Here is a 26020-nt window from a genome sequence, read left to right as displayed (position 1 = left end):
GGACTGGGAGGTCCCGTTCTCCGTGCAGTCCATCTCCAAGGCGTTCTCCCTGGCCCTCGTGCTGGCCCAGGAGGACCAGAGCATCTGGGGCTCGATGCCGAGCGCGCAGGCGACCAGCAGCGGTGGCGGCGGGCCCGGGGACGGGCCGTCCGAGTCGGTCATCTAGGACCTCACGGCCGCTCCGGCCGGACCGCCGCCCAGATAGCGGCCCAGGGCCGTGAGCGGGAAGACCTGCCGGTAGAGGTGGTAGTTGATCGAGAAGTCCCAGGGGAAGCCGGTACCGGTGAAGTACGGCTCGTCCCAGGACCCGTCGGGGCGCTGCGTGGCGGCCAGCCACTGCACGCCGCGCGCCACGGCCCCGCTCTCCCGCTCGCCGGCCGCGAGCAGCGCCATCAGCGCCCAGCCGGTCTGCGAGGCGGTCGAGGCGCCGCGCCCGATCCAGTCGCGGTCCTTGTAGGAGCGCTGGTCCTCGCCCCAGCCCCCGTCGTCGTTCTGCACGCTCTCGAGCCAGGAGACCGCGCGGCGGATCGCGGGGTGCGAGGCGGGGATGCCGGCCGCGACGAGCGCGGGCAGCACGGACCCCGTGCCGTAAATGAAGTTGGTGCCCCAGCGGCCGAACCACGCGCCGGTCGGGTCCTGCTCGGCCAGCAGCCATTCGATGCCGCGCCGCACGCGCGGGTCGTGGGTGGCGCCGACGTCCGCCGCCATCTCCACGACGTGCGCGGTGACGTCGGCCGACGGCGGGTCGATGACCTCGCCGAAGTCGCAGAAGGGCAGCCGGTCGGGGAAGGGACTGGTGTTGTCGGCGTCGAAGGCGCCCCAGGCCCCGTCGCGGGACTGCATGCCGAGATTCCAGCGCACGGCGCGGCGTACGGCGTCCTCGACGCGCTGCGGGTCGGGGTGCTCGACGCGGCGCAGCGCGAGGACGACCTCGGCGGTGTCGTCGATGTCCGGGTAGTTGTCGTTCTCGAACTCGAAGGCCCAGCCGCCGGAGGGCAGCCGCGGCCGGCGCACGGCCCAGTCGCCGGGCCGGTCGATCTGCTCGTCCAGCATCCAGTCGGCGGCCTTGACCAGCTGCGGGTGGTCGCGGGGCAGTCCGGCGTCGGCGAGCGCGATGGTGGCGAGGCAGGTGTCCCAGACCGGGGACTGGCAGGCCTCGATCATCCGGGCGCCGTCCTCGCGCCAGACGGCGAAGCGGTCCAGGGAGGCCAGGCCCTCGCGGAGCACGGGGTGGTCCAGGTCGTAGCCCAGGAGGTGCAGCGCAATGACCGAGTAGACAGCGGGCGGCTGGATACCGCCCCAGCAGCCGTCGTTCTCCTGCCTCTCGATGATCCAGCGCGCCGCGGTGCGCATGGCGCTGCGGCGCAGCCGGCGCGGCGCGACCTTGCGGTAGACGTGCAGCGCCGCGTCCAGGCGCTGGAAGACGCCGTCCCAGGTGGTGACGGGGGCGAGCGGCCGCGGTGGGTTCGGGTGGCGCGGGTCGGTGTGCAGCTCGTCCAGGGCGAACGGCGCGGGGCGCACGGGCCGGTGGGCGGAGACGATCGTCAGCGGGACGATGGTCTGCCGGGCCCAGCAGCCGAAGTCGTAGATGTTGAGCGGGAACCACTTCGGGAAGGCGATGAGCTCGGGCGGCAGCTCGGGCAGGTCCTCCCACTTCCACCAGCCGAAGAGGGCCAGCCAGATGCGGGTGAAGACGCGGGAGGCCGCGATGCCGCCCTGTGCGCGGATCCAGGCGGACGCCCTGGCCATGTGCGGGTCGTCGGGCCGGTCGCCGGCCAAGCGGAGGGCGACATAGCCCTCGATGGTGGTGGAGAGCTCTCCGGGGCCGCCGTAGAAGCTGGCCCAGGTGCCGTCGTCGCGCTGCTCGCCGCGTACGAAGCGGGCGGCGGCCTCGGTGGTCTTCGGGTCGCTGATGCCCAGGAACTGGCGGAGCATCAGGTCCTCGGCGTCCATCGTCACGTTGGTGTCGAGGTCGCCCTTCCACCAGCCTGCGGGGTCCTGGAGGGAGAGGAGGTATTCGGTGGCCCGGGCGGTCGCCTGCCGCGCCGCGCCCGTCGGGTCGTCGGGCGCCGGGGGCGGGGCCGCGGGGCTCCGGTGGGTGGTCTCAGCGGTGGCATCGCTGGCCGAGGGTGCCCGGGCCGGCAGGGCCGCCCCGGTGCTTCCGTCGGTCGTCGCTGTCATGGCTTCCCCTTCTGCAGTAATCAAAGACGAATGCATGGGGCTTCCGTCGGCCGGTGCCGGGCCCCCGGTATGGCGTACCGAGGGCGGCCGGCACCGGCCGGCGACTGCGAACTAGTTCGGTGTAATCGTGATCATCTCTTCCGTACGACGACGAAGTCCGCGAGGGCGACGAGCTGGCCGCGGACCTCTTCGGGCATATCGATCTCGTCGAGTGCGGCGATCGCGGTGGCGTGCTGGCGGCGGGCCTCCTCCGAGGTCCACTCGCGGCCACCGGCCTCCTCGATGAGAGCCGCGCGGGAGGCGAATTCCGCCTCCGTGAAATCGGCGATCTCGGTCTCGCTCTTCTTGGCGTCGGCGGCCAGGATGCGGGCGAGCTTCTCGGATGCCGGGCCGCCCGCGTCCAGGGCGGCGACGACCGGCAGCGACTTCTTGCGCTGCCGCAGGTCGGACCAGGTCTGCTTGCCGGTGGCGTCCGGGTCGCCCCAGATGCCGAGCAGGTCGTCGACGGCCTGGAAGGCGAGGCCGAGGTGGTAGCCGTACTTCTCCAGGATGTCGGCGGTGCGGTCACTGGCGCCGCCGAGCACCGCGCCGATGGAGACGGCGCAGGCCAGCAGCGCGCCGGTCTTGTTGCCCTCCATCTCCAGGCACTCCGCGACGGTGACCCGGTCGCGGTGCTCGTAGGAGATGTCCTGGGCCTGGCCGTCGATCAGCTTGCGGGTGGCGAGGGTGAGCCGGCGCGCCGCGCGCCCGGCGTCCACGGTCCCCAGTTCCAGCAGTATCTCGTTGGCGAGTGCGAAGAGCGCGTCACCGACCAGGATGGCCTGGGCGGGTCCGTGCACCTTCCAGACGGTGTCGCGGTGCCGGCGCTGCTCGTCGCCGTCCATCAGGTCGTCGTGCAGCAGCGAGAAGTTGTGCACGAGCTCCACGGCGACGGCACCGGGGATGCCGACCTCCGGCGCGGCGCCCGCAGCCTCCGCCGAGAGCAGCGCGAGCGCGGGGCGTACGGCCTTGCCGCCGTCGCCCGCCGACGGCGCACCCGCGGCGTCGATCCAGCCGAAGTGGTACGCGGCTACGGTGTCCATGGGAGGCGCGAGCCGGTCAACGGCGGCCCGCAGCACCGGAGTGGCGAGCCTGCGCCCGCGCTCCAGGAGTGCGGTGACGCCCTCGGTGTCGATTACTGGGGAAGCCGGGTGCACGGTTTCTCCTCTGTTTCCGGTGCTCGTGCTCGTGCGAGCGCGCGTACTCGTAGTCATGCCGCCTCCTGGGGCAGTGATCCCTGGGGGAAGCCGAGTTCGGTGAGTGCCTCGCGTGCGGCACTGGTGCCGCTGCGAACAGCGCTTTCCATGGTCGCGGGCCACCCTGTGGCGGTCCACGAACCGGCCAGGTACAGGCCGGCGGACTGGGTGCGGGCGGCGGGCCTGAGACGGCCGACGCCCGGTGCGGGGGCGAACGTCGCGGTGCGCTCGCGGGTGACGAAGAAGTCGCGGACCTTCGCGCCCCGCGCGGCGGGCAGCACCCGCGCGAGCTCCGGAAGATACCGCTCGCGCAGCACGCCGACCGGCAGGTCGATCTCGTCCTGCGCAGCGGACTGCGAGACGGCGAGGTACTGCCCGCCGCCCTGCAGCCCGGACGCGTCCGTGCGGTCGAAGACCCACTGCAGCGGCGAGCCGAGCGTCGCGAAGAACGGGCGGCGCAGGACCTTGCGGTCGTAGAGCACGTGCACGTTGAGGATCGGAGCCGTACCGATGTCCAGCAGCCGGTCGGGACGGGCCAGCGCGCCGGGCGGCAGGAGGCCGTGCGCCTCGCGCTGCGGCAGGGCCAGTACGACCGTGTCGGCGGCCAGCTGCTCCTGGCTGTGCGGGCCGTTCTCGACGGTGACCTGCCAGCGCCGCTCGTCGGTGCGCGTGAGCGCGCTCGCCCGCGTACGGGTCTCCACGCGCACCCCGGCCCTCTCCAGCGCGGCCCGGGCGAGCGTGTCGTGGACCTCGCCGAGCGGGACGCGGGACCAGCCGATGTCGGCGGCCCCGGGGTCGGAGAGCAAGCCGGTCTTGAAGACCATGGCGGCGAGCCCGGCAGAGGCGTCGGCGGCGCGGGCGTTCAGCGTGGCGACGCCGACCAGGTCCCACAGCGCCTCGACGGCACGCGGTGACTGGCCGTGCCGGGCGAGCCAGCTCGCGAAGTCGATGCGGTCCAGCGCGGGGTCGGCCGGGTCCAGGGCCTTCAGGGCGAGCGCGGCCCGGCCCACGGAGGCGCGCTCGGCGAGCGAGAGGTGCGGGTAACCGGCCAGGCTCGCGGCGAGGTGCAGCGGCACGGGCAGGGCGGTGCGGCGCAACCGGCCCAGGCGCATGCCCGTCGCGGCGCGCGCCGGGTCGGCGTCCAGCACCGGCACGTCCAGTCGGTCCTGAATCGGCATCAGGTGCGCGCCGCCGACGCGCTCCAGGAAGTCCCGGTAGGCGGTGCAGCAGCGCAGGTAGACGTGCTGGCCGTTGTCCACGCTCAGCTCGCCGGCCGCGGAGTCGCGGCGGAAGGAGAAGGCGAGGCCGCCCAGCCGGGGCCGGCCCTCGACGAGGGTGACGCGCAGCCCGGCGTCGGCGAGCGCGAGGGCCGCCGTGGTGCCCGCGAGGCCGCCGCCGACGACGACCGCGGTGGCGCCCCCGTCGCTGGAGGCGCCCGCGGTGACGTGCGTGGCCGGCCGTGTGTCGGCGGAAGTCATGCGTCCTCCCGGGATGCCGCTGTCATGGACGCAGCAGTACGCCACGGGGTTGCCCGCCGCTCCCGGGACCGTCGCACGGCGTGTACCTGCGCGGACGTGCTCCGGCTCGCTCGGCGTGTCATGCGCGCCTCCTGACGGCCTGCCGGCGGCCGATCGCCCGCGCGTCGAGCCCGGAGAGGCCGCGGACGGCCACGAACGCCTTCTCATGGCCGGGCAGCGAGACCCGGCCGCGCAGCACCGCCTCGGGATCGTCGGCGATGCGGCGGAGCAGCCGGTGGTAGATCCCGGCCATGGCGGCGACGCAGGCGCCGCTGCGCCGGTCCAGCATGGGCAGCAGCCGGAAGCCCTCGGCGAACAGGGCGAGGGCCCGGCGTACTTCGAAGTGGACGAGCCCGGTGAAGTCCGCGCCCGCGGGCGGGACGGAGCCGTGGAAGCCCGCGGCGCAGCCGAACTTCTCCAGGTCCTCGGCGGGGAGGTACGTACGGCCGTTGGCCGCGTCCTCCCGCACGTCCCGGAGGATGTTGGTCAGCTGCAGGGCGAGCCCCAGCGTATCGGCGTACTCGGGGGCGCGGTCGGCCTCCGGCGCGCCGGGCACGGTGCCGAACACGCCGAGCGAGAGCCGCCCGATGGCCCCGGCGACGCAGCGGCAGTAGCCCTTGAGGTCGTCCCAGGTCGCGTACGTCTCGCCGTGCACGTCCATCAGGACGCCGTCGATCAGCTCGTCCAGGCCGTCCAGCGGGAGCGGGAAGCGGCGCGCGGCGTCCGCGAGCGCGACCGCCACCGGGTCGGTGTCGTCCTCCGCGACCCGGCCGTCCTTGATGCGCGCCAGCAGGCCGCGGGTGTCCGCGAGCCGCTGCTCCTTCTCGGCCGGCGCCAGCGCGCCGTCGCCGATGTCGTCCACCCGGCGCGAGAACGCGTACAGCGCCGACATGGCCTGGCGCTTGTCGGCGGGCAACAGCCGGATTCCGTAAGCGAAGTTACGCGCCTGCTGCCCGGTAACGGCCTCGCAGTAGCGGTACGCAGCGAGCACCGGCGCGGACGCGTGTGCGATTGCCTCCACGGTCCGACTCACCCCTCTCTTCGCAGTGTCGCCCCTACCGCGCGCAGCAGACCGAGCTTGCTGGGCTTGGGCGGTCCAGGGAGGACGTCGTGATCGGCGGCCGCCACCGCCTGGAGGGCGGCGCGTCCGCCGGCGACGAAGCCGGCGAGCAGCAGCTTGAGTCTGCCGTGGACGCTACCCACCAGCGGGGCACCTTCATTCAGCAGCTCACCGGCGCGTTCGGCTTCGAATGCAAACAGTGCGCGCGCGGGTGCGCCCCCTCTCGGGGCGGCCAGGTCGGATTCGGTGACGCCGAAGCGCTTCATGTCCTCGGCGGGCAGATAGATGCGGTCTCTCCGCAGGTCCTCGGAGACGTCCTGGAGGTGTTCGACGATCTGAAGGGCGGTGCAGATGGCGTCCGAACGGCGGACCCGCTCGGGCGTGGTCGTGCCCGTGATGCCCAGGACCAGCCGGCCCACGGGGTTGGCGGACAGTTCGCAGTAGTCCAGCAGGTCCGCGTAGCTCTCGTAGCGACCGACGCGCTGGTCCTGCCGATTGGCTTCGATCAGGCGCTCGAACGGCCCGGGGCTCAGCCCGCAGCGTCGTACGGTCGGGCCGAGGCGGCGCATGAGGGGGTGCCGGGGGCCCGGCGCCCGGTCGCTGTAGACCCGGCGCAGGTCGGCGTCCAGCGCGTCGAGCAGGGCGGTACGTTCGTCGGCCTGCGAACGGTCGAGGCCGAGCAGTACCGCGTCGCCGCCGCCCGGTGCGAGGTCGCCGTCGCCGATGTCGTCGACCAGACGTGCGAATCCGTAGACGGCCATCAGGTCGGCGCGCCAGGCGCGGGGCAGGAAGAACGGCGCGACGGGGAAGTTCTCGTGCGCGGCCTTGTCCAGAACGGCGCGCTCGGGCGCGACAGGCTCCGGGCTCACCGGAGGCTGCCCGGCGCGTTCCGGAGCCGGAGAGATCCCGTAGCCATTGCCGTCACGTCTCCCGTTCTACACCGCCACGCTAAAACTTCATATTTCGGACACGCCGCACGCGCAACCCGTCCGATCAGGGCGCTCATCGCCGCCGTCGGACCATATTGCCCGACTTGTACCACATGTGCCGTTCCGCACCCGTACAGCTTACGCCGTACATCTCACGCCCGTCCGAGGGGGTGCCGAACCATGGAGCAACGATCCGGACAACTCCGCCGGGCGGACAACTGTTCCGCCTGCGGCCAGAGTTGACCATTTCTTCAACATCGAAGGCCCCCGCGCCCGGACGCGCGGGGGCCTTCTCTCCGGATACGGGGCTACTTGCCCGTTTCCTTCTCGTATGCCTTGATCACGTCGTCCGTGGGGCCGTCCATGAGGAGCTCGCCCTTCTCCAGCCACAGCACCCGGTCGCAGGTGTCCCGGATGGACTTGTTGTTGTGGCTGACCAGGAAGACCGTGCCGGCCTCCTTGCGCAGCTCGCGGATGCGGGCCTCGGAGCGCTTCTGGAACTTGCGGTCGCCGGTCGCGAGGGCCTCGTCGATCATCAGGACGTCGTGGTCCTTGGCCGCGGCGATGGAGAACCGCAGGCGGGCGGCCATGCCGGAGGAGTACGTGCGCATCGGCAGGGAGATGAAGTCGCCCTTCTCGTTGATGCCGGAGAAGTCGACGATGCCCTGGTAGCGCTCGCGGACCTGCTCGCGAGTCATGCCCATGGCCAGTCCGCCCAGGATGACGTTGCGCTCGCCGGTCAGGTCGTTCATCAGCGCCGCGTTCACCCCCAGCAGCGAGGGCTGGCCGTGCGTGTAGACATGGCCGCGCTCGGCCGGCAGCAGGCCCGCCACCGCCTTGAGCAGGGTGGACTTGCCCGAGCCGTTGGTGCCGATCAGGCCGATCGACTCGCCCCGGTAGGCGGTGAAGGTCACGCCCTTGACCGCGTGCACCTCCCGCACCCCGGTGGAGGGCTTGCGGCGCACGATCCGGTTCAGCGCCGCGGTGGCACTGCCCCGGCCCGCGCCGGTGCCATAGACCCGGTACACGATGTGCAGATCATCCGCGATGACGGTCGGGATGCGCTCCTCCGCGGTCGCGGCGTCCTGCACCGCCGGCTGCTCCAGGTCGGTCTTCTGCTGCTCAGCCACGGCCGTACCGCTCCTCCGCCTTCCAGAAGTACACAAAGCCCGCCGCGCCCATCACGACCGCCCAGCCCAGCGCCAGCGCCCACACATGCTGCGGGAGGGTGTTGAAGGAGTCGATCAGGGAGAACCGCACCAGGTCGATGTAGACCGCGCCCGGATTCACATCCAGCAGGAACCGGATCGCACCGGGGACGTGCTTGGTCTGCAGGATGTGGTCGATGCTGTACATCACGCCGGAGGCGTACATCCAGGTGCGCAGGATGAACGGCATCAGCTGCGCGAGGTCCGGGGTCTTGCTGCCCAGCCGCGCCATGATCATCGCGAGACCGGTGTTGAAGACGAACTGCAGACACAGCGCCGGAATCGCCAGCAGCCACGACCAGCCCGGCACCTGCCCGAACGCCAGCAGGATCACCACGAGCACGCCCATGGAGAACATCAGCTGCTTGAGCTGCATCAGACAGAAGGAAATCGGCAGGCAGGCGCGCGGGAAATGCAGCGCCCGCACCAGGCCGAGATTGCCCGAGATCGCCCGCGTCCCCGCCAGCACCGAGCTCTGCGTGAACGTGAAGATGAAGACGCCCGTCACCAGGAAGGGCACGAAGTCCGGCACGCCCCGGCTGGTGCCGAGCAGCAGACCGAAGATCAAGTAGTAGACCAGCGCGTTCAGCAGCGGCGTGGCCACCTGCCACAGCTGGCCCAGCTTGGCCTGGCTGTACTGGGCGGTCAGCTTGGCGCTGGAGAAGGCCGAGATGAAGTGACGGCGCTGCCACAGCTGCCGGACGTACTCCGGCAGGCTCGGCCGGGCGCCGCTCTGCGTCAGCCCGTACTTCTGGGCCAGCTGCACCGGCGCGAGCCCGCCTTCGGGGGCCCGCGGGGCATTCATGGCGACCGCACTGTCGTGCCTGGTCTCGCTCACAGTTGACACTTTCGTCCTCAAGGTGCGCTTCCCGGGGGTGCCTCAGGCTCTGAGTACCCCCGGGTCGCGCCGGATGCTGCTCTCCGACCGAGCTTGTCAGATGACCGGCGGACGGCCCAGTCGGGTCAGGCGCCACACGGTACGCCACTTCATGGGACGCCTGGGGCCGCACGACGTGGTCCAGCCCTCCTTGAAACCGCCCAGCCAGGCCCGCAGCCCCGGCAGGGACGGGCGCCTGGCCAGCGTCAGCAGCAGCCATACCCCGAGGTAGACCGGGACCAGCGGAGCGGGCAGGTTGCGGCGCGCCAGCCACACCCGATTGCGCGCCACCATCCGGTGGTAGACGGCGTGCCGGGTGGGGGCCATGGTCGGGTGCAGCAGGACCATGTCGGCGCGGTAGTCGATCATCCAGCCCGCGTCCAGGGCCCGCCAGGCGAGGTCGGTCTCCTCGTGCGCGTAGAAGAAGTCGTCGGGCAGACCGCCGACCTCGTCGAAGACCTTCGTGCGGACCGCGTTCGCACCGCCGAGGAAGGTCGTCACGCGGGAGGAGCGCAGCGGGTCGGCCGCGCGCAGCCGCGGTACGTGGCGGCGCTGGGTCTCCCCGGTGTCCGGGTCCGCGATGCGGAAGCTGATGATCCCCAGCTTCGGGTCGCGGGCGAACGCCTCGCGGCACAGCTCGGCGGTGTCCATATTGGCGAGCAGGCCGTCGTCGTCCAGGAAGAGCAGGACGTCCTTGTCTGCCCCGGCGGGGCCGAACGCCTCGATGCCGACGTTCCGGCCCGCCGGGATGCCGACGTTCTCCGGCAGCTCCACCGTCCGTACGCCCTCGGGGAGCTCCGGCAGCGGCGAGCCGTTGCCGACGACCACCACCTCGATCGCGTCGCCGTTCTGCTTGGCGACGGAGTCGAGGAGCGCGCGCAGCTCCTCGGGGCGGTTGCCCATGGTGAGGACGACCGCGCCGAGCTTCAGGTTCTGTGGAGTCTGGGTCACTTGAGCCTGCTTGAAGCCAGGATGGACACGAGGTGGAGCAGCGTCTGGACGAGCGCGATGCCGGCCAGCACGGCGACGCCGAGCCGCGAAAAGAACAGATCGCCCCTGACCGCGTCCAGGATCGCCAGGACCAGGATCAGCAGGGACGCCTCGATCCCGAGGATCAGCCGGTGGAACTTCAGCGCCCCGGCGGCCTTGCGGGCCAGCGCCATGCCGGACGAGCGCGGCTCGGACGCCGCCTCCTTGACCGGCGGCAGCCCGGCCTGGTGGCGGGCGACGCCGACGAGGTCGGTCTCGGCCTTGACCAGGATGGCGCCGAGGGCCGCGAGCGTACCGAGGAAGGCCCACAGCCAGTCGATCCGCCCGGAGCCGAACAGGTCGGCGGCGCGCAGGCCGAAGCCGACCAGGACCGCGGCGTCGCACAGGTAGGCGGCGACACGGTCCAGGTACACCCCGGCCATCGAGTACTGCTTCTTCCAGCGGGCGATCTCGCCGTCGACGCAGTCGAGCAGCAGATAGAGCTGGACCATCACCACGCCGAGCACGGCGCCCGTGATGCCCGGCACCAGGAGGGCCGGGGCGGCGAGGGCGCCGGCGGCGGTCATCACGTAGGTCAGCTGGTTGGGCGTGACCCGCGTGTTCACCAGGTGCCGGTCGATGCGCAGCGAGATCTCGCGCATGTAGAGCCGGCCGCCCCAGTGCTCACCGCTCCGCCGGTCCTTCACCCCCTCCGGGTGAACGACCGGCCGGAGTTCAGCTACCGATGGTTTTGGCATAGTCGGCGTATGCGTCCCTGATCTGATCGGCGGACAGGTCCAGGTGTTCCAGGATCGTGTAGCGACCGGGGCGGGTCTTCGGGGCGAACTCCACGACCTGCACGAACTCCTCGTCCGTGAAACCGATCTCGCCCGGCGTGACCGGCAGGCCGTGCCGCTGCAGCACCTGGACCATCAGCGCGGACGTCTCCTTGTCCCCGCGCAGGTGCGTGGCGAACGCGGCACCGAGGCCGCACTGCTCGCCGTGGCTCGCAGCCCGCTTGGGGAAGAGGATGTCGAACGCGTGGTTGATCTCGTGGCAGGCCCCGGAGGCCGGCCGGCTGTCGCCCGCGACGGACATCGAGATGCCGGTGAGGACCAGGCCCTCGGCCAGCACCTGGAGGAACTTGTCGTCGCCGACGCCGCCCGGGTGGCGCAGCACGGCCTCGCCGGCCTGGCGCGCCATGGCGGCGGCCAGCCCGTCGATGTCCTCGCCGGTCTCGCGGTGCGAGAGCTCCCAGTCCGCGACAGCGGAGATGTTGGAGATCGCGTCGCCGATGCCGGAGCGGACGAACCGTACGGGGGCCTCGCGGATGATGTCGAGGTCGATGACCACGGCGATCGGGTTCGGCACACCGTACGAGCCGCGGCCCGCGTCGTTGTCGAGGGTGGCGACCGGCGAGCACAGGCCGTCGTGCGACAGGTTCGTCGCGACGGCGACCAGCGGCAGGCCGATGCGGGCGGCGGCGAACTTGGCGCAGTCGATGATCTTGCCGCCGCCGAGGCCCACGACCGCGTCGTAGTGCCCCTTCTTCATGGCGTCGGCGAGCTTGATCGCGTCGTCGAGCGTGCCACCGCCGACCTCGTACCACTCCGCGCCGGGCAGCGCGGGGGACAGCCGCTCCCGCAGCCGGGCGCCCGAACCGCCGGAGATGGCGATCGCGAGCTTCCCGGACGCGGAGATGCGCTGATCGGCCAGCAGGCCCGCCAGGTCGTCCAGCGCGCCCGCGTTGATGTCAACGACGACCGGGGACGGGATGAGGCGGGTCAGTACTGGCATGCGATTTCACGGCCCTTCGCGAGGTCGTCGTGGTTGTCGATCTCGACCCACTTGACGTCGCCGATCGGGGCCACGTCGATCCGGAAGCCGCGGTTCACGAGCTCCTGGTAGCCGTGCTCGTAGAACTGCTGCGGGTCCGTCTCGAAGACCGTCTTCAGGGCGTCGGCCAGCTCGTCGGCGGCCTCGCCCTCGATGAGGGTCAGGCCGATGTACTCGCCGGTCGCCTCGGCGGGGTCCATCAGCTTGGTGATCTTCGTCATGCCCTTCTCGGGGTCGACGACGACCTTCATCTCCTCTTCGGCCAGGTCCTTGACCGTGTCCAGCGCGAGGATGATCTTCTTGCCGTCGCCGCGCGCGGCGAGCAGGGTCTTCTCGACGGAGACCGGGTGCACGGTGTCGCCGTTGGCGAGGATCACGTCGTGCTTGATCGCGTCACGGCCGCACCACAGGGAGTAGGCATTGTTCCACTCCTCGGCCTTGTCGTTGTCGATCAGCGTGAGCTTGAGGCCGTACTTCTGCTCCAGGGCCTCCTTGCGCTCGTACACGGCCTCCTTGCGGTAGCCGACGATGATCCCGACCTCGGTCAGGCCGATCTCGGCGAAGTTGCCGAGGGTGAGGTCCAGAATGGTCGTGTCGCCATCGACCGGCACCAGAGCCTTGGGCAGGGTGTCGGTGTAGGGACGCAGACGCCGTCCGGCGCCGGCCGCCAGCACGAGGCCGATCATGCGGGTTCTCCTTCGTCGTGTACGGCGGGTGCATGAGAGGACACCCAGAAGCGGATGCTCTCAGTGAGCACCAGCAGCGCCAGGGCCCCCGCGAGGACCGTGAGCGCGATTGTGAAACCTGAGGTGGGCAGTGCGGCCGCGGCGATCGAGACCACGAGGGCACGGCCCTCGTGTCCGCCGGTCGCCCGCACCAGAGAGCGCGGAGGCGCGCCGCTGCCGCCGCGGATGCGGTACACCGTGTCGTAGTGATGGTAGGCGACCGCGGCCACCAGCCCGAATGCCGCCGGCAACGCCCCGTTCACCTCGGAACGGGCCGCAATCACCAGAATCGCGACGTACTCGCCGACGCGGAAGAGCGGCGGCACGAGCCAGTCCAGCGCGCCCTTGAGGGGGCGGGCCACGGCGAGGCCGGAGAGTACGGCGTACACCAGCGCGGCGACGCAGACCCAGGGGCTGCCCCAGCCGGCGAAGGCGGCGGTGGCGATCATCACAGCGGCACCGACGGCGGCGATCACGGGGGCCGCGAAGCCGGGGAGCTTGCGGGCCGCGCCCTTGAAGGCGGCGGCGAAGCCCTCGCCGAGCGGCCCGGAGTCGCCGAGGTCGGCGAGGGCCTGCGCTGCCCGGTCGGTACGGCGCGCGCGGCGGGTCAGCGAGCGCAGCACCCGGCCCGCTGTGGTGTAGCAGCCGGCCAGCGCGCAGCCGATGAGCAGCACGTAGAAGACGATGCGGGGCGTCGTGACGGCCGTGAGGACGGCGATCAGGGCCCAGCGCTCGCCGATGGGCAGCACGATCATCCGGCGGGCCCAGACCGTCCAGCCGACGCTGTCGAGCTTGTCGGAGAGCGCCGCGGTCGGGCTGGTGTTGGCGGTGGCGTCGTGGTTCGCCTCGTTGAAGGAGAAGTCCACGACGTGCCGGACCGTCTGCAGCACCATCGCGCCCAGCGCCAGCGCCCAGACGTCATCGCCGCCACGCGCCGCGCCCAGCGCCAGGCCCGCGTAGTACGCGTACTCCTTGGCCCGGTCGAACGTCGCGTCCAGCCAGGCGCCCATCGTCGAGTACTGCAGGGAGTAGCGGGCGAGCTGCCCGTCGGTGCAGTCCAGGACGAAGGAGAAGAGGAGGAGCAGGCCCGCGGCGATGAAGCCGGCGCGGGTCCCGGTGGCCGCGCAGCCCGCCGCGATCAGCGCGGTGAGCAGGGACGCGGTGGTGACCTGGTTCGGCGTCAGGCCGCGCCGCGCGCACCAGCGGGCGAGGTAGCGGGAGTACGGGCTGATGCAGTACGTCGTGAAGAACCCGTCGCGGGACTTCACCGCGGTACGCAGGCGTACGGCCTCGTCGTCCACGGCGCTCACCGCGGCCCGCGCCTCATGGCGCTGCTGTGCGCCGGAGGGTACGGAAGCGACCAGCGAGCCGAGCTCGGGGCGGTGCACCGATACGCCCTCGGCGTCCAGCGTCTCCGCGACGGCGTCCGGGAGCCCGTCGGCGGAGCCCGCCGTGGCGAGCGCCCGGGTGAGCGCGGCGCGCGCCTCGGGCTGCGCCGTGAGCGCGCCGGTGACCGCGGCGGCCGGGAAACGCGGGTCGGTCAGCGCCAGCCGCAGGCTGTGCAGGTGGCCGACGAACCGCGGGTCGACCAGGGCGACCCGCCGGCCTGCCGGGACCTCGGCCAGCAGCCGGGCCGCCTCGGCGGCGTCGGCCGCGCTGCGGACATCGAAGCCCAGCTCGCGCAGGTCGCCTTCGAGCGGCGACCCGGCGACCGGCGCACCGGTGAGGATTGCGGTCGACAGACGAATTCACTCCCTGAATGCTGGCAAGGCCGCCGGCCGGTCCGCATTCGGTACGAACTACCCGGGCAGCAGTCGTGGCACACCTCGGGCCCCGGAGGGGTCGGTGGCACGTCGGCAGAGGTTATCGGATCGCCGGATGCGGCCGTTCACCACGCATTCACCGGGCGGTGGCCGTCCGGCGGTGGCGTCTGCCGCGATCATCATGGTCGATCTTGCCGTCGATGAACAACTGCGGCCCTGGTTAGGGTGCCGGTTATGACATGGCTGATCACAGGTGGGACGGGTTATATCGGCGCGCATGTGGCGAGGGCCATGGCGGCGGCGGGAGAGAAGGTCGTCGTACTGGACGACGTCTCCAGCGGATTCCCCGAGCGGCTGCCCGCCGGGGTGCCGCTGGTGCGCGCTTCGGTACAGGACCGTGACGTGGTGGACGCCACGCTCGCGGAGCACGGCGTGACCGGCGTCATCCACCTCGCCGCGAAGAAGCAGGTCGGTGAGTCGGTGGAGCAGCCGCTGACGTACTACCGGGAGAACGTGCACGGGCTGACCGTGCTGCTGGAGGCGGTGGCGGCGGCCGGGGTGCAGCGCTTCGTGCTCTCCTCCTCGGCGGCGGTCTACGGGATGCCGGATGTGGACCTGGTCACCGAGGACACCCCGTGCCTGCCGATGAACCCTTATGGCGAGACCAAGCTCGCGGGCGAGTGGCTGGTGCGCGCCGCGGGCCGGGCGCACGGCATCGCGACCGCGTGCCTGCGGTACTTCAACGTCGCGGGCGCGGCGGCGCCGGAGCTGGCGGACGTCGGGGTCTTCAACATCATCCCGATGATGTTCGAGAAGGTCACGGCCGGTGAGCCGCCGCTGATCTTCGGCGACGACTACGACACCCCCGACGGCACCTGCGTCCGCGACTACATCCACGTCGAGGACCTGGCCGACGCGCACGTCGCCGCCGCACGGCGGCTCACCGGCCAGGAAAGCCCCGGTGACCTCACGCTCAACGTCGGCACCGGCCAGGGCGTCTCCGTACGGGAGATGGCGGACCTCGTCCTCGGGATCAGCGGCCGCTCGGACCTGACGCCCGTCGTCGAGGGACGGCGGGCCGGCGACCCGGCGCGGGTGGTCGCCTCCTGCGAGCTGGCCACCAAGGAGCTGGGCTGGCGCGCGCGGCACGGCATCGACGCGATGATCGCGTCGGCATGGGAGGGGTGGTGCCTGCGGCATCCGGAGGCACGTGGGGTGACGCGAGACGGCGCTCGGTCCGCCTGAGACGGCGCGCGGCCCCTGCTGTGCGCCGTGCGTTCTGCCACGCCGCACACGGGGCGTCGCCGTACGCCTGATACGGGCGCTACTAGGGCAGACTTGACCATCGAGGACCGAGGAAAACGCGAAGGATGGGCATGCCGATCACACCTGCCAACGGACAGACCACCGGGGCCGCCGCGATGACCGCGACAGACACGGCCGCCGAGCCGATCATGCTGGAGTTGGTGGACGAGGACGGTAGAACGATCGGCACGGCGGAGAAGCTCGCCGCCCATCAGGCGCCCGGGCAGCTGCACCGGGCCTTCTCCGTCTTCCTCTTCGACGAGCAGGGCCGGCTGCTGCTGCAGCGCCGGGCGCTGGGGAAGTACCACTCCCCCGGCGTGTGGTCCAACACGGCCTGCGGCCACCCGTATCCGGGCGAGAAGCCCTTCGCGGCCGCGGCGCGGCGCACCGCCGAGGAGCTGGGCATCGCCCCGTCGCTGCTCGGCGAGGCCGGCACCGTGCGCTACAACCACCCGGACCCGGAGTCCGGGCTGGTCGAGCAGGAGTACAACCACCTCTTCGTGGGCCTGGTCCGGGACACTCCGGAGCCGGACCCCGAGGAGGTCGGGGAGTACGCCTTCGTGACGCCGGACGAGCTGAACCGGCGGCACTCCGAGGCGCCGTTCTCGGTGTGGTTCATGACCGTGCTGGACGCGGCGCGCCCGGCGATCCGTGAACTCACAGGGACGACTGCGGGCTGGTAGCAGCGGCCACCTGGGCGAGCGGCAGTTCGGCCCATACGACCTTGCCGCCGCTCGCCGTGTGTTCCACGCCGCACTTCCCGCCGGCCTCCGTCGTGATCATCTTGATCAGCCAGAGGCCGCGGCCGCCGAGGTCCTCCTCGTCGGCCTCCAGCGCCTTGGGGCGGTAGGGGTGGTTGTCCTCGACGGCGATCCGCACCCAGTCGGCGCCGACGGCCAGCTCGACGGTGATCTGCGGGGAGAGCAGGGCCGCGTGCTGCACCGCGTTGGTGACCAGCTCGGACGTGATCAGTAGCAGGCCGTCCACGATGTCGGGCCCCGCGGGCACGCGCTGGTCGCCGAGCAGATCCCGTACCGCGTGCCGCGCCTGTGGCACCGAGGACTCCAGTGCCGGAGCGGTGAACCTCCAGACACCTTCGTACGCGAGCGGGGCGGTCAGCTCCTCGGGTTCGCACGCGAGCGGGGCCGTCAGCTCCTCGGGGGGTTCGGCTGGGGGTCCGGAAGGCATCCTCACCCTTCGAGTGTTGGGAATCCCACCGTCCGGACTGGGCTGCTGACGAAAAGTCAGCACTTATCGACAGCTTCCGATCGCTTTTGTGCGCTGCGATCACGCCGGGGATCGACTCTGACCCTTTTGTTCCCGTTTCAAGAACTGCCGGGAAGGGATGCCTTTCTCCCGCTTCGCCCCGGACCGACCGGAGCGCCGTCTCCGCGGACCGCCCGCGCATACGCCAGAGGCCCCTTCCCGAAGGAAGGGGCCTCTGACACGCACTGTTGCGGCAGTAGCGGGGACAGGATTTGAACCTGCGACCTCTGGGTTATGAGCCCAGCGAGCTACCGAGCTGCTCCACCCCGCGTCGGTGAACACAACCTTACGGGTTCCGTGCCACAGGGCCAAATCCATTACCGGACGCCGTACGGCGGCATCCGGTCAGCGCCCTCCGGCGGGCCCGCGCGCCGGGCCCGCGCGGTCAGCGCTCGGCGACCCGGCCGTCCGCCACCTCGATCCGCCGCGTGGTGTGCACGGCGTCCAGCAGCCGGCGGTCGTGGCTGACCAGCAGCAACGTGCCTTGGTACGACGCGAGCGCGGACTCCAGCTGCTCGATCGCCGGGAGGTCGAGGTGGTTGGTCGGCTCGTCCAGTACGAGGAGGTTCACCCCGCGGCCCTGGAGGAGGGCGAGCGCCGCCCGGGTCCGCTCCCCCGGCGACAGCGTGGCCACCGGGCGCAGCACGTGCCCGGCCTTGAGCCCGAACTTCGCCAGCAGCGTGCGGACGTCCGCCGGCGCCATCTCGGGGACGGAGCGGCGGAAGGCGTCCAGGAGCGGCTCACCGGCCGCCTCCGGGCCCTGGAAGAGCTGCCCGCGGGCCTGCTCGATCTCCCCGACGAGCACGCCCGGCCCCAGATACGCCTGGCCCTCGTCCAGCGGGAGCCGGCCGAGCAGCGCGCCGAGCAGTGTCGACTTGCCCGAGCCGTTCGGGCCGGTGATCGCGACCCGGTCCGCCCAGTCGATCTGCAGGTCCACCGGGCCGAAGCGGAAGTCGCCGCGGTCCAGGCAGGCGCCGCGCAGGGTGGCGACGACGGCCCCGGAGCGCGGCGCTGCCGCGATCTCCATCCGCAGCTCCCACTCCTTGCGCGGCTCCTCGACGACGTCCATCCGCTCGATCATGCGCTGGGTCTGCTTGGCCTTGGCGGCCTGCTTCTCGGTGGCCTCCACCCGGGCGTTACGGCCGATCTTGTCGTTGTCGGGAGCCTTGCGGCGGGCGTTCTTGACGCCCTTCTCCATCCAGTTGCGCTGGAGGTGGGCGCGCGCCTCCAAGGACGCCCTGGTCTCGGCGTACTCCTCGTACTCCTCGCGGGCGTGCCGGCGGGCCCGCTCGCGCTCCTCCAGATACGCGGCGTACCCGCCGCCGAAGGTGTTCACCTGCTGCTGGACCAGGTCCAGTTCGACCACCCGGTCCACGGTCCTGGTCAGGAACTCGCGGTCGTGGCTGACCAGGACGGTCCCGGCGCGCAGCCCGGTCACGAACCGCTCCAGCCGCTCCAGGCCGTCCAGGTCCAGGTCGTTGGTGGGCTCGTCGAGCAGGAAGACGTCGTACCGGGAGAGGAGGAGGGAGGCGAGCGAGGCACGGGCCGCCTGGCCGCCGGAGAGCGAGGTCATCGGCTGGTCCAGGCCGACCGCCAGGCCCAGCTGGGCCGCGGTCTCCTCGGCCCGCTCGTCGAGGTCGGCGGCGCCGAGCGCGAGCCAGCGCTCCAGGGCCTCGGCGTACGCGTCGTCCGCGCCCGGCTTCTCCTCGACCAGCGCCTGGGTGGCCTCGTCCAGCGCGAGCTGGGCGTCGGCGACGCCGGTGCGGCGGGCGAGGAAGGCGCGCACGGACTCCCCGGGGCGCCGCTCGGGCTCCTGCGGGAGGTGGCCGACGGTCGCGGTGGCGGGGCTCAGCCGCAGCTCGCCCTCCGGCGGGGCGTCCAGCCCCGCGAAGAGCCGCAGCAGCGTGGACTTACCCGCTCCATTGGCACCGACCAGCCCGATCACCTCACCCGGCGCGACGACGAGGTCGAGCCCGGAGAAGAGCGTGCGGTCGCCGTGCCCGGCGGCGAGATTCTTGGCAACGAGGGTGGCAGACATCAGACGGCGATCGTAGCGGCGGGGCGGGTGGGGGGTCGCGCGGCTATTGGGGCGGGGTGCGGGGGCCGCGTGCGCGGCCGGGGTACGGGGGTGGGATGCGGGGGTGGGGTGCGGGGCGGGGCGCCGCGGGGCCTGGCTGTGCGGGGCCGGTGTCGGTGCGGGCGGCGGGCGCGGTCGGCCGGGCACGTGGTCCGTGGCGCCCGGCGTGGTGGTGATCACGGTCCCCGGGTCGGGACGCGGTCGGTCGTGCCGCTTTACGATCCCCTCCATGAACCCAGGGCTCAGCACGCGTGTCAGTGACGGCACCGCGACCGTGACCATCGGCAATCCCGCCAAGCGGAATGCCATGACGGCCGGCATGTGGCGGGCGGTTCCGGAGCTGGTGGAGCGGCTGGCCGCGGACCGGGCCGTACGCGTGCTCGTGCTGACCGGCGAGGGGAACACCTTCTGCGCGGGCGCGGACATCGGGTCGCTGCGGGAGTCGGGGGACGAGAACCGGGGCCTCGCGCAGGCCGCCGAGGAGGCGCTCGCCGCCTTCCCCAAGCCGTCGCTGGCCGCGATCCGCGGCTACTGCGTGGGCGGCGGCAGCCAGCTGGCGGCAGCCTGCGACCTGCGGTTCGCCGAGGAAGGCGCGCTGTTCGGCGTCACGCCGGCGAAGCTGGGCATCGTCTACCCGGCCGCGTCCACACAGCGGCTGGTGCGGCTGGTCGGTCCGGCGACCGCCAAGTACCTCCTGTTCTCGGGTGAGTTGATCGGCTGTGAGCGGGCGCTGCGCACCGGGCTCGTGGACGAGGTGCTGCCGGAGGGTGAGCTGGACAAGCGGGTCGCGGACTTCGCGGCCGTGCTGGCGAGCCGGTCGCAGCTGACCCAGGCGGCGGCGAAGGAGTTCGCCGACGGCCCCGCGAGCGCGGAGCGGAGCGCGTACTGGGAGGAGCAGGCGCGCGGCAGCGGCGACACGGCGGAGGGCGTCACCGCCTTCCTGGAGCGCCGGGCGCCGCGCTTCGACTGGACGGCGTGAGCCCCGGCCGACGACGGCCCCCCTCGGTCCCCCGGCCCCCCCGGCGCCTCACGGCTCCCCGGCTCCCCGGCTCCCCGGGGCTCAGCCGAAGGACACCCGGTCCAGCCAGAAGTCCAGCAGCTCCGCGTCGCCTATGACCTGTATCCCGTCGCCCCGCGGTGACCGGCGGCGGTAGATCGTCAGCAGCAGCTCGGTGAGCGGTCCCCGGACGGCGACCGCCGCCTTCTCGTGCGCCCGGCGCCAGGTGATGGCGTCCCCCGTCAGGTCGACCACCCACTCGGCCCCGGCCTCGGGCGCGGTGTCCGTGGCATGGAAGTGCAGCGTGCGGCCGGGGCCCAGCAGCTCGCGCAGCTCCGGGTGGTACTCGAACATCACCGGCAGCGAGCCGAGCTCCAGCCACTCTTCGACTGCATCCAGCGCCACCTCCTCGTCGAGGACGTACTCCACGCCCAGGGCCAGCGCGGCATCGGCCCGGTGGATCGCCGTCTCGTGCGTGAAGCGGCGGGCGAAGAACGTCGAGCCCTGCCCGGCGTCACCAGGGAGCGGGGTCCACATCTCCGCGTCGGGTCCCGCCTCGCGCAGCGCGTCCGCGAGCAGCCCGACGCCCTCGGCGAGCCAGCCGTCGAGCTCGGCCGGGTCCTCGCCGACGTACGGGGAGAGATCGCGGAAGTGCTCGTCGGGCAGCGGCTCGGTCGCCCCGCTCCGCACCAGGTCCGCCGCCCAGCGCTGCGCGCCGCCGAGGTGGCGCAGCAGTTGGTTGACGGTCCAGCCGGGGCAGGAGGGCACCGGCCGCGAGAGGTCGGCGCCCTTGATGTGGGATCGCAACAGGTCGGTCTGCGCCACGATTTCGGCGCGGTGTCGGTCATAGCGCAGTCGGGTCATGGAACGCACCGTAGACCCCGCCACTGACAATCCCGCTGACCTCGGCGTTCGCGCCGACCGCGGTCAGTTCGCCGGGGCGGGACGGCCCTTCGGCACCAGCCCGCTGTCGCCGCGCAGCCGCTCGACGATGCCGGCCGGGGCCTTCGCCGGGGAGCCGCTGTCGTACGGCGGCTGCGGGTCGTACTCGATGGTCAGCTGCACCGTCTGCGCCAGCTCGTCGCCGCCCAGCCGGCCGAGCAGGCTCAGGCCCATGTCGATACCGGACGACACCCCGGCCGCTGTCGCGTACTTGCCGTCGAAGACGACCCGCTCGCCGGTGGGTTCGACGCCGTACTCCTTGAGCCGGTCGAGCGCGAGCCAGTGGGAGGTGGCGCGCCGGCCCTTGAGCAGCCCGGCGGCGGCCAGCAGCAGCGACCCCGTACAGACGGACGTGGTCCAGGTGGTGGCGGCATCGACGGTACGCAGCCAGTCGAGCAGTGCGTCGTCCGTCAGCAGGGCCGACTGGTCGGGACCGCCCGGCACGACCAGGATGTCGGGGCTCGTCACCTCGTCCAGCGCCGCTTCCGCGACCATGGCCAGCTGCCCGCTGTCGTTGCGCACGGGTCCGGTGCGCTCGGCCACGAACACGGTCTCGGCCCCCGGGAGACTCCGCAGGGTCTCGAAGGGCCCGATGGCGTCGAGCGCGGTGAAGCGGTCGTAGAGAAGGATCGCGATCTGCATGAGATTCCTTTCACAGGTGGTCAACTTGTCCGCGCGTGCGGCCGGAACCGGCGCCGGTACTCCGCCGGGCCGGCGCCGAGGGCGCGCACGAAGGCGCGGCGCATGGCTTCGGGGGTGCCGTAACCGCAGCGCCGGGAGACGCGTTCGATGCCGTCGGTGGTGTCCTCGAGAAGCCGGCGCGCGGCCTCCAGCCGGACTCTGTCGACATAGCGACCTGGCGTCATGCCGACTTCGTCGCGGAAGGCTCGGGCGAAATGGCGAGGTGAGAGCCCGCAGCGGGCCGCCAGCGCCTCGACGGAGAGGTCGGCTGCCGGATTGCCCGTGATCCAGTGCTGCACCTCGCGCAGCGGCGGGCGCTCCGCGGTCTGCGCGGCGAGCTGGGCGCTGAACTGCGTCTGATTGCCGGGTCTGCGCAGGAAGACGACGAGATGGCGGGCGACGGTCAGCGCGACCTCCCGGCCGAGGTCCTCCTCCACGAGGGCCAGCGCGAGGTCGATGCCCGACGTGACGCCGGCGGACGTCGCCAGGTCGCCGTCCCGGATGAAGATCGGCTCGGCGTCGACGTCGACGCCGGGAAAGCGGTCGGCCAGCGCGTCGCTCAGCGCCCAGTGCGTGGTGGCGCGGTGCCCGTCCAGCAGCCCGGCGGCGGCCAGCAGGAACGCGCCCGAGCACACCGAGACCTTGCGGCGGGCCCGCGGCGCCCGCGCCCGCAGCCAGTCGACGAGCCGCGGGTCGGGGTCACGGGTGCCCTCTCCGCCCGGCACCAGGAGGGTGTCCGGCGGACCGGCGTCCGGCAGCGCGAGGTCCGGGGTGATCCGCAGGCCGCTGGAGGTGCGGACCGGCCCGCCGTCGAGCGTGGCGGTACGCACCCGGTAGGCGCCGGGCGCGCAGCGGTCCGCGCCCGTGAAGACCTCCAGCGGGCCGGTGACGTCCAGGCTCTGGACGTCGTCGAAGAGAACGACCAGTACGTCGTGCGGTGGCATGGCCCCATCCTGGGCGGGCGGCCGGATGGCGGCAATGACGACTTTCCCACCTTTCCTGCCATGCCGAGTGCACCTCCCGTCCTTCCGGCCCGGCCCCTCTTCACACCGCCCCGCCCTACCAGGCATACCGACGGGTCGGTAACGTGCCGCCATGACCACAACGGCTTCCCCGCAGGACCGCTCCGCGCTGCCCGACCGCGCCGGACGACGCTGCCACAACGTCATCAACCCGCTGCACTCCACGGTGTACTTCTCGCCCGACTTCCCCGAGGAGCTGGCGAAGCTCGGCATCGAGGAGCGCAGCACCGCTTACTTCCTGGGGCGGGCCGCCGCCATGGGCCCGGTGGGCCCCGGCGTCATCGCCGCGACGTTCTACAACTTCAAGTACGAGCTGATCGCCCGGCACATCCCGGACGCCTGGGCGACCGTCAGCCCGCAGCAGGTGCTCGACGCGCGGCTGCGCGCGGCCGACAGCACGCTGCGCCGGCTGCTGGGCGACGAGCTGGTGGAGTCCGACAGAATGGCCGAGGCCGCAGGGCTCGCGCTGCGCGCCGCCGAGGCGTGTTCCCGGCACGCCCGGCCCCTGTACGCCGCCCACGCCGACCTGCCCGTACCGGACGCGCCGCACCTGGCGTACTGGCACGCCGCGACCCTGCTGCGCGAACACCGCGGCGACGGCCACCTCATCGCGCTCGCCGACGCCGGCCTGGGCCCCCTGGAGGCGCTGGCCTCGCACACCGCCAGCGGCCGTGGCATGAGCACCAAGTGGATCCTGGCGACCCGCGGCTGGTCCGCCGAGGAGTGGCAGGGCGCGCGCGACGGGCTGCGCGAGCGCGGCATCCTGGACGCGGACGGCGGCCTGACGGAGGCCGGTACGCAGCTCCGCGCCGACCTGGAGGAGGCCACCGACCGGCTCGACGCGGCCCCGTACGAGCACCTCGGTGCCGAGGGCGTGGCCCGGCTGACCGAGCTGGCCACGGAGTTCACCACCACCGCGGTCGGCAACGGGGCGTTCCCCGCCGACCTGTTCGGCCAGGGCTGAGCCCGGCACCGGGGCGGGCGGCCGGGGTACGGCGGCCCGCCCTGTAGTGCCGTGCCTCTTGTCACACCTGTGGCCTCCTGCCCGGGTCACGCGACAGGCTCTGCCGCGACCCTGCACAATGCAGGCTCAAGCACAGCGCGAGAAGGCAGGTCGGGAGCATCGTGACGGCAACCACCGAGTCCACCGGACCCACCCAGGCCCCCGGGGCCGCCGGGGCCCTCGGGTCCATCGAGAGCAGGATCGCCGGGGAGCTCGGCGTCAGGGAGCGGCAGGTGAAGGCCGCGGTCGAACTGCTCGACGGCGGCTCGACCGTGCCGTTCATCGCCCGGTACCGCAAGGAAGCGACGGAGATGCTCGACGACGCGCAGCTGCGCGCGTTGGAGGAGCGGCTGCGGTACCTGCGGGAGCTGGAGGAGCGCCGGACGGCGGTACTGGAGTCCGTACGCTCCCAGGGCAAGCTGGACGCGGCCCTTGAGGCGCAGATCCGGGGCGCGGAGTCCAAGGCCCGCCTGGAGGACATCTACCTGCCGTTCAAGCCCAAGCGGCGGACGAAGGCTCAGATCGCCCGTGAGGCCGGTCTGGAGCCGCTCGCGGACGGGCTCCTGAGCGACCCGGCGGTGGAGCCGCAGGCAGCCGCAGCGGCGTTCGTGGACGCGGACAAGGGCGTGGCCGATCCGGCCGCGGCCCTCGAAGGCGCGCGGGCCATCCTCACCGAGCGGTTCAGCGAGGACGCGGACCTCATCGGCGAGCTGCGCGAGCGGATGTGGACCCGGGGGCAGGTGGCCTCGAAGGTCCGCGAGGGCAAGGAGGAGGCGGGCGCCAAGTTCGCCGACTACTTCGACTTCGCCGAGCCGTTCACGGAGCTGCCCTCGCACCGCGTCCTGGCGATGTTCCGCGGCGAGAAGGAGGAGGTCCTCGACCTCTCGCTGGAGCCGGAGGCCGAGCCGGCCGAGGGCCGGACGGCCTACGAGCAGGCGATCGCCCACAAGTTCGGGATCGCCGACCGCGGTCGCGCGGCCGACGGCTGGCTGCTGGACACCGTGCGCTGGGCCTGGCGCACCCGCGTCCTGGTCCACCTCGGCATCGACCTGCGGCTGCGGTTGCGCCAGGCCGCCGAGGACGAGGCGGTACGGGTCTTCGCGTCGAACCTCCGCGATCTGCTGCTGGCCGCGCCGGCCGGCACGCGCGCCACGATGGGCCTGGACCCCGGCTTCCGTACGGGCGTGAAGGTCGCCGTCGTGGACGCGACCGGCAAGGTGGCCGCGACGGACACGATCTACCCGCACGTGCCGCAGCAGAAGTGGGACGCCGCGCTGGCCACTCTGGCGAAGCTCGCCCGTGAGCACGACGTGGAGCTCATCGCGATCGGCAACGGCACGGCCTCGCGCGAGACGGACAAGCTGGCCGCCGACCTGATCGCCGCGCAGCCGGAGCTGAAGCTGACGAAGGTGATGGTGTCCGAGGCGGGCGCCTCGGTGTACTCCGCCTCCGCGTTCGCCTCGCAGGAGCTGCCGGAGCTGGACGTGTCGCTGCGCGGCGCGGTCTCCATCGCGCGCCGCCTCCAGGACCCGCTGGCCGAGCTCGTCAAGATCGACCCGAAGTCGATCGGCGTCGGTCAGTACCAGCACGATCTGTCCGAGGTGAAGCTGTCACGCTCCCTGGACGCGGTGGTCGAGGACTGCGTGAACGGCGTGGGCGTGGACGTCAACACCGCCTCGGCGCCGCTGCTCTCGCGGGTGTCGGGCATCGGCTCGGGGCTGGCGGACAACATCGTGGCGCACCGCGACGCCAACGGCCCGTTCCGTACCCGCAAGGCGCTCAAGGACGTGGCGCGGCTGGGCCCGAAGGCGTACGAGCAGTGCGCGGGCTTCCTGCGCATCCGGGGCGGCGACGACCCGCTGGACGCCTCCAGCGTGCACCCGGAGTCGTACCCGGTGGTGCGGCGGATCGTCACTGCAGCGGGCAGCGACGTGCCCTCGCTGATCGGCAACACCGGCGTGCTGCGCACCCTGAAGCCGGCCGACTTCGTGGACGACTCCTTCGGCCTGCCGACGGTGACGGACATCCTGGGCGAGCTGGAGAAGCCGGGGCGCGACCCGCGGCCCGAGTTCAAGACGGCGACCTTCAAGGAGGGCGTCGAGAAGATCGGCGACCTGCAGGCCGGGATGCTGCTGGAGGGCGTCGTCACGAACGTCGCCGCCTTCGGTGCCTTCGTCGACATCGGCGTCCACCAGGACGGGCTGGTGCATGTCTCGGCGATGTCGAAGACGTTCGTGAAGGACCCGCGTGACGTGGTGAAGCCGGGCGACATCGTGCGCGTGAAGGTGCTCGATGTCGACATTCCGCGCAAGCGGATCTCGCTGACGCTGCGGCTGGACGACGACCACACGGCGGCCGCCGGTCAGGGCGGCCAGGGCGGCGGCCGTGGCGGCGGACGGCGCGAAGAGCGCGGCGAGCAGCAGCAGC

At 72.3% G+C, this 26020-nt stretch carries 22 protein-coding genes, 1 tRNA gene and 1 pseudogene; 6 read left to right on the top strand and 18 right to left on the bottom strand.

Annotation, left to right across the window (positions count from 1 at the left end; all coding sequences use genetic code 11):
- Positions 1-121: pseudogene (locus tag ABT381_RS25625) on the top strand (glutaminase); the annotation flags it as partial.
- Positions 122-162: 41 nt separating this feature from the next.
- Here ABT381_RS25625 and shc read toward each other — a convergent pair.
- The 12 genes from shc to ABT381_RS25565 all read right to left on the bottom strand — a co-directional run bounded on the left by shc (position 163) and on the right by ABT381_RS25565 (position 14279).
- Entirely contained in the window at positions 163-2181 is a 2019-nt protein-coding gene (gene shc / locus ABT381_RS25620; RefSeq protein WP_351598725.1) for a squalene--hopene cyclase, read from the bottom strand.
- A gap of 131 nt (positions 2182-2312) precedes the next feature.
- The gene (locus ABT381_RS25615; RefSeq protein ID WP_467754429.1) at positions 2313-3434 is read right to left on the bottom strand and encodes a polyprenyl synthetase family protein; all 1122 of its coding nucleotides are present in this window, start codon (positions 3432-3434) and stop codon (positions 2313-2315) included.
- Positions 3431-4894 carry a hydroxysqualene dehydroxylase HpnE gene (gene hpnE / locus ABT381_RS25610; protein ID WP_467754428.1) on the bottom strand — a complete coding sequence of 488 codons (1464 nt, stop codon included), beginning with the start codon at positions 4892-4894 and terminating at the stop codon, positions 3431-3433. The genes ABT381_RS25615 and hpnE overlap by 4 nt, the downstream gene beginning before the upstream one ends.
- A 118-nt stretch (positions 4895-5012) precedes the next feature.
- Positions 5013-5966 (bottom strand): presqualene diphosphate synthase HpnD, encoded by a 954-nt coding sequence (gene hpnD, locus ABT381_RS25605; protein ID WP_351598719.1) that lies wholly within the window; start codon positions 5964-5966, stop codon positions 5013-5015.
- Positions 5963-6862, bottom strand: a complete 900-nt coding sequence (hpnC, locus tag ABT381_RS25600) for a squalene synthase HpnC (RefSeq protein ID WP_351598717.1) — start codon at positions 6860-6862, stop codon at positions 5963-5965. Before hpnC ends, hpnD begins: the two co-directional genes overlap by 4 nt.
- 368 nt (positions 6863-7230) lie before the next feature.
- Positions 7231-8052: an ABC transporter ATP-binding protein gene (locus ABT381_RS25595; RefSeq protein ID WP_467754427.1), complete on the bottom strand. Its 822-nt coding sequence runs from the start codon at positions 8050-8052 to the stop codon at positions 7231-7233.
- The gene (locus tag ABT381_RS25590) at positions 8045-8968 is read right to left on the bottom strand and encodes an ABC transporter permease (protein ID WP_351598715.1); all 924 of its coding nucleotides are present in this window, start codon (positions 8966-8968) and stop codon (positions 8045-8047) included. Before ABT381_RS25590 ends, ABT381_RS25595 begins: the two co-directional genes overlap by 8 nt.
- 96 nt (positions 8969-9064) lie before the next feature.
- Positions 9065-9910, bottom strand: a complete 846-nt coding sequence (locus ABT381_RS25585) for a glycosyltransferase family 2 protein (protein WP_351598729.1) — start codon at positions 9908-9910, stop codon at positions 9065-9067.
- A 44-nt stretch (positions 9911-9954) separates the two neighbouring features.
- Positions 9955-10734 (bottom strand): CDP-alcohol phosphatidyltransferase family protein, encoded by a 780-nt coding sequence (locus ABT381_RS25580; protein ID WP_351598713.1) that lies wholly within the window; start codon positions 10732-10734, stop codon positions 9955-9957.
- Entirely contained in the window at positions 10712-11773 is a 1062-nt protein-coding gene (locus ABT381_RS25575) for an iron-containing alcohol dehydrogenase family protein (RefSeq protein ID WP_351598711.1), read from the bottom strand. The genes ABT381_RS25580 and ABT381_RS25575 overlap by 23 nt, the downstream gene beginning before the upstream one ends.
- A complete protein-coding gene (locus ABT381_RS25570; protein ID WP_351598709.1) occupies positions 11761-12498 on the bottom strand; it encodes a phosphocholine cytidylyltransferase family protein in 738 nt (245 codons plus the stop codon). Before ABT381_RS25570 ends, ABT381_RS25575 begins: the two co-directional genes overlap by 13 nt.
- Positions 12495-14279: a DUF5941 domain-containing protein gene (locus tag ABT381_RS25565; RefSeq protein WP_351598727.1), complete on the bottom strand. Its 1785-nt coding sequence runs from the start codon at positions 14277-14279 to the stop codon at positions 12495-12497. Before ABT381_RS25565 ends, ABT381_RS25570 begins: the two co-directional genes overlap by 4 nt.
- A gap of 255 nt (positions 14280-14534) precedes the next feature.
- Here ABT381_RS25565 and galE point away from each other — a divergent pair, with 255 nt between their 5' ends.
- Positions 14535-15545, top strand: a complete 1011-nt coding sequence (galE, locus tag ABT381_RS25560; RefSeq protein ID WP_351598707.1) for a UDP-glucose 4-epimerase GalE — start codon at positions 14535-14537, stop codon at positions 15543-15545.
- 131 nt (positions 15546-15676) lie between these two features.
- Entirely contained in the window at positions 15677-16288 is a 612-nt protein-coding gene (gene idi, locus ABT381_RS25555) for an isopentenyl-diphosphate Delta-isomerase (RefSeq protein WP_351598705.1), read from the top strand.
- Here idi and ABT381_RS25550 read toward each other — a convergent pair.
- The 3 genes from ABT381_RS25550 to ABT381_RS25540 all read right to left on the bottom strand — a co-directional run bounded on the left by ABT381_RS25550 (position 16263) and on the right by ABT381_RS25540 (position 18909).
- A complete protein-coding gene (locus ABT381_RS25550; RefSeq protein ID WP_351598703.1) occupies positions 16263-16793 on the bottom strand; it encodes an ATP-binding protein in 531 nt (176 codons plus the stop codon). The genes idi and ABT381_RS25550 overlap by 26 nt on opposite strands.
- Before the next feature lie 275 nt (positions 16794-17068).
- Positions 17069-17142, bottom strand: a tRNA-Met gene (locus ABT381_RS25545).
- A gap of 114 nt (positions 17143-17256) precedes the next feature.
- Positions 17257-18909: an ABC-F family ATP-binding cassette domain-containing protein gene (locus ABT381_RS25540; RefSeq protein WP_351598701.1), complete on the bottom strand. Its 1653-nt coding sequence runs from the start codon at positions 18907-18909 to the stop codon at positions 17257-17259.
- Between the two features lie 268 nt (positions 18910-19177).
- Between ABT381_RS25540 and ABT381_RS25535 the strand changes: the two genes are divergently transcribed.
- The gene (locus ABT381_RS25535) at positions 19178-19927 is read left to right on the top strand and encodes an enoyl-CoA hydratase/isomerase family protein (RefSeq protein WP_351598699.1); all 750 of its coding nucleotides are present in this window, start codon (positions 19178-19180) and stop codon (positions 19925-19927) included.
- An 81-nt stretch (positions 19928-20008) separates the two neighbouring features.
- On the opposite strand, the gene ABT381_RS25530 is transcribed toward ABT381_RS25535, so the two are convergent.
- The 3 genes from ABT381_RS25530 to ABT381_RS25520 all read right to left on the bottom strand — a co-directional run bounded on the left by ABT381_RS25530 (position 20009) and on the right by ABT381_RS25520 (position 22512).
- Entirely contained in the window at positions 20009-20809 is an 801-nt protein-coding gene (locus ABT381_RS25530) for a maleylpyruvate isomerase family mycothiol-dependent enzyme (RefSeq protein WP_351598697.1), read from the bottom strand.
- Between the two features lie 63 nt (positions 20810-20872).
- Positions 20873-21529 carry a DJ-1/PfpI family protein gene (locus tag ABT381_RS25525; RefSeq protein WP_351598695.1) on the bottom strand — a complete coding sequence of 219 codons (657 nt, stop codon included), beginning with the start codon at positions 21527-21529 and terminating at the stop codon, positions 20873-20875.
- Between the two features lie 20 nt (positions 21530-21549).
- Positions 21550-22512, bottom strand: coding sequence for a GlxA family transcriptional regulator (locus ABT381_RS25520; RefSeq protein WP_351598693.1), 963 nt, complete (start codon positions 22510-22512; stop codon positions 21550-21552).
- Positions 22513-22663: 151 nt separating this feature from the next.
- Here ABT381_RS25520 and ABT381_RS25515 point away from each other — a divergent pair, with 151 nt between their 5' ends.
- Positions 22664-23554: an SCO6745 family protein gene (locus tag ABT381_RS25515; RefSeq protein ID WP_351598691.1), complete on the top strand. Its 891-nt coding sequence runs from the start codon at positions 22664-22666 to the stop codon at positions 23552-23554.
- 161 nt (positions 23555-23715) lie between these two features.
- Positions 23716-26020: Tex family protein (locus ABT381_RS25510; RefSeq protein WP_351598689.1), on the top strand; the 2305-nt coding region annotated here is incomplete at its 3' end.

It is taken from the genome of Streptomyces sp. NPDC000151 (genome assembly GCF_040301705.1).
Taxonomy (GTDB): domain Bacteria; phylum Actinomycetota; class Actinomycetes; order Streptomycetales; family Streptomycetaceae; genus Streptomyces.
This window is presented reverse-complemented; position numbering and strand designations above follow the sequence as displayed.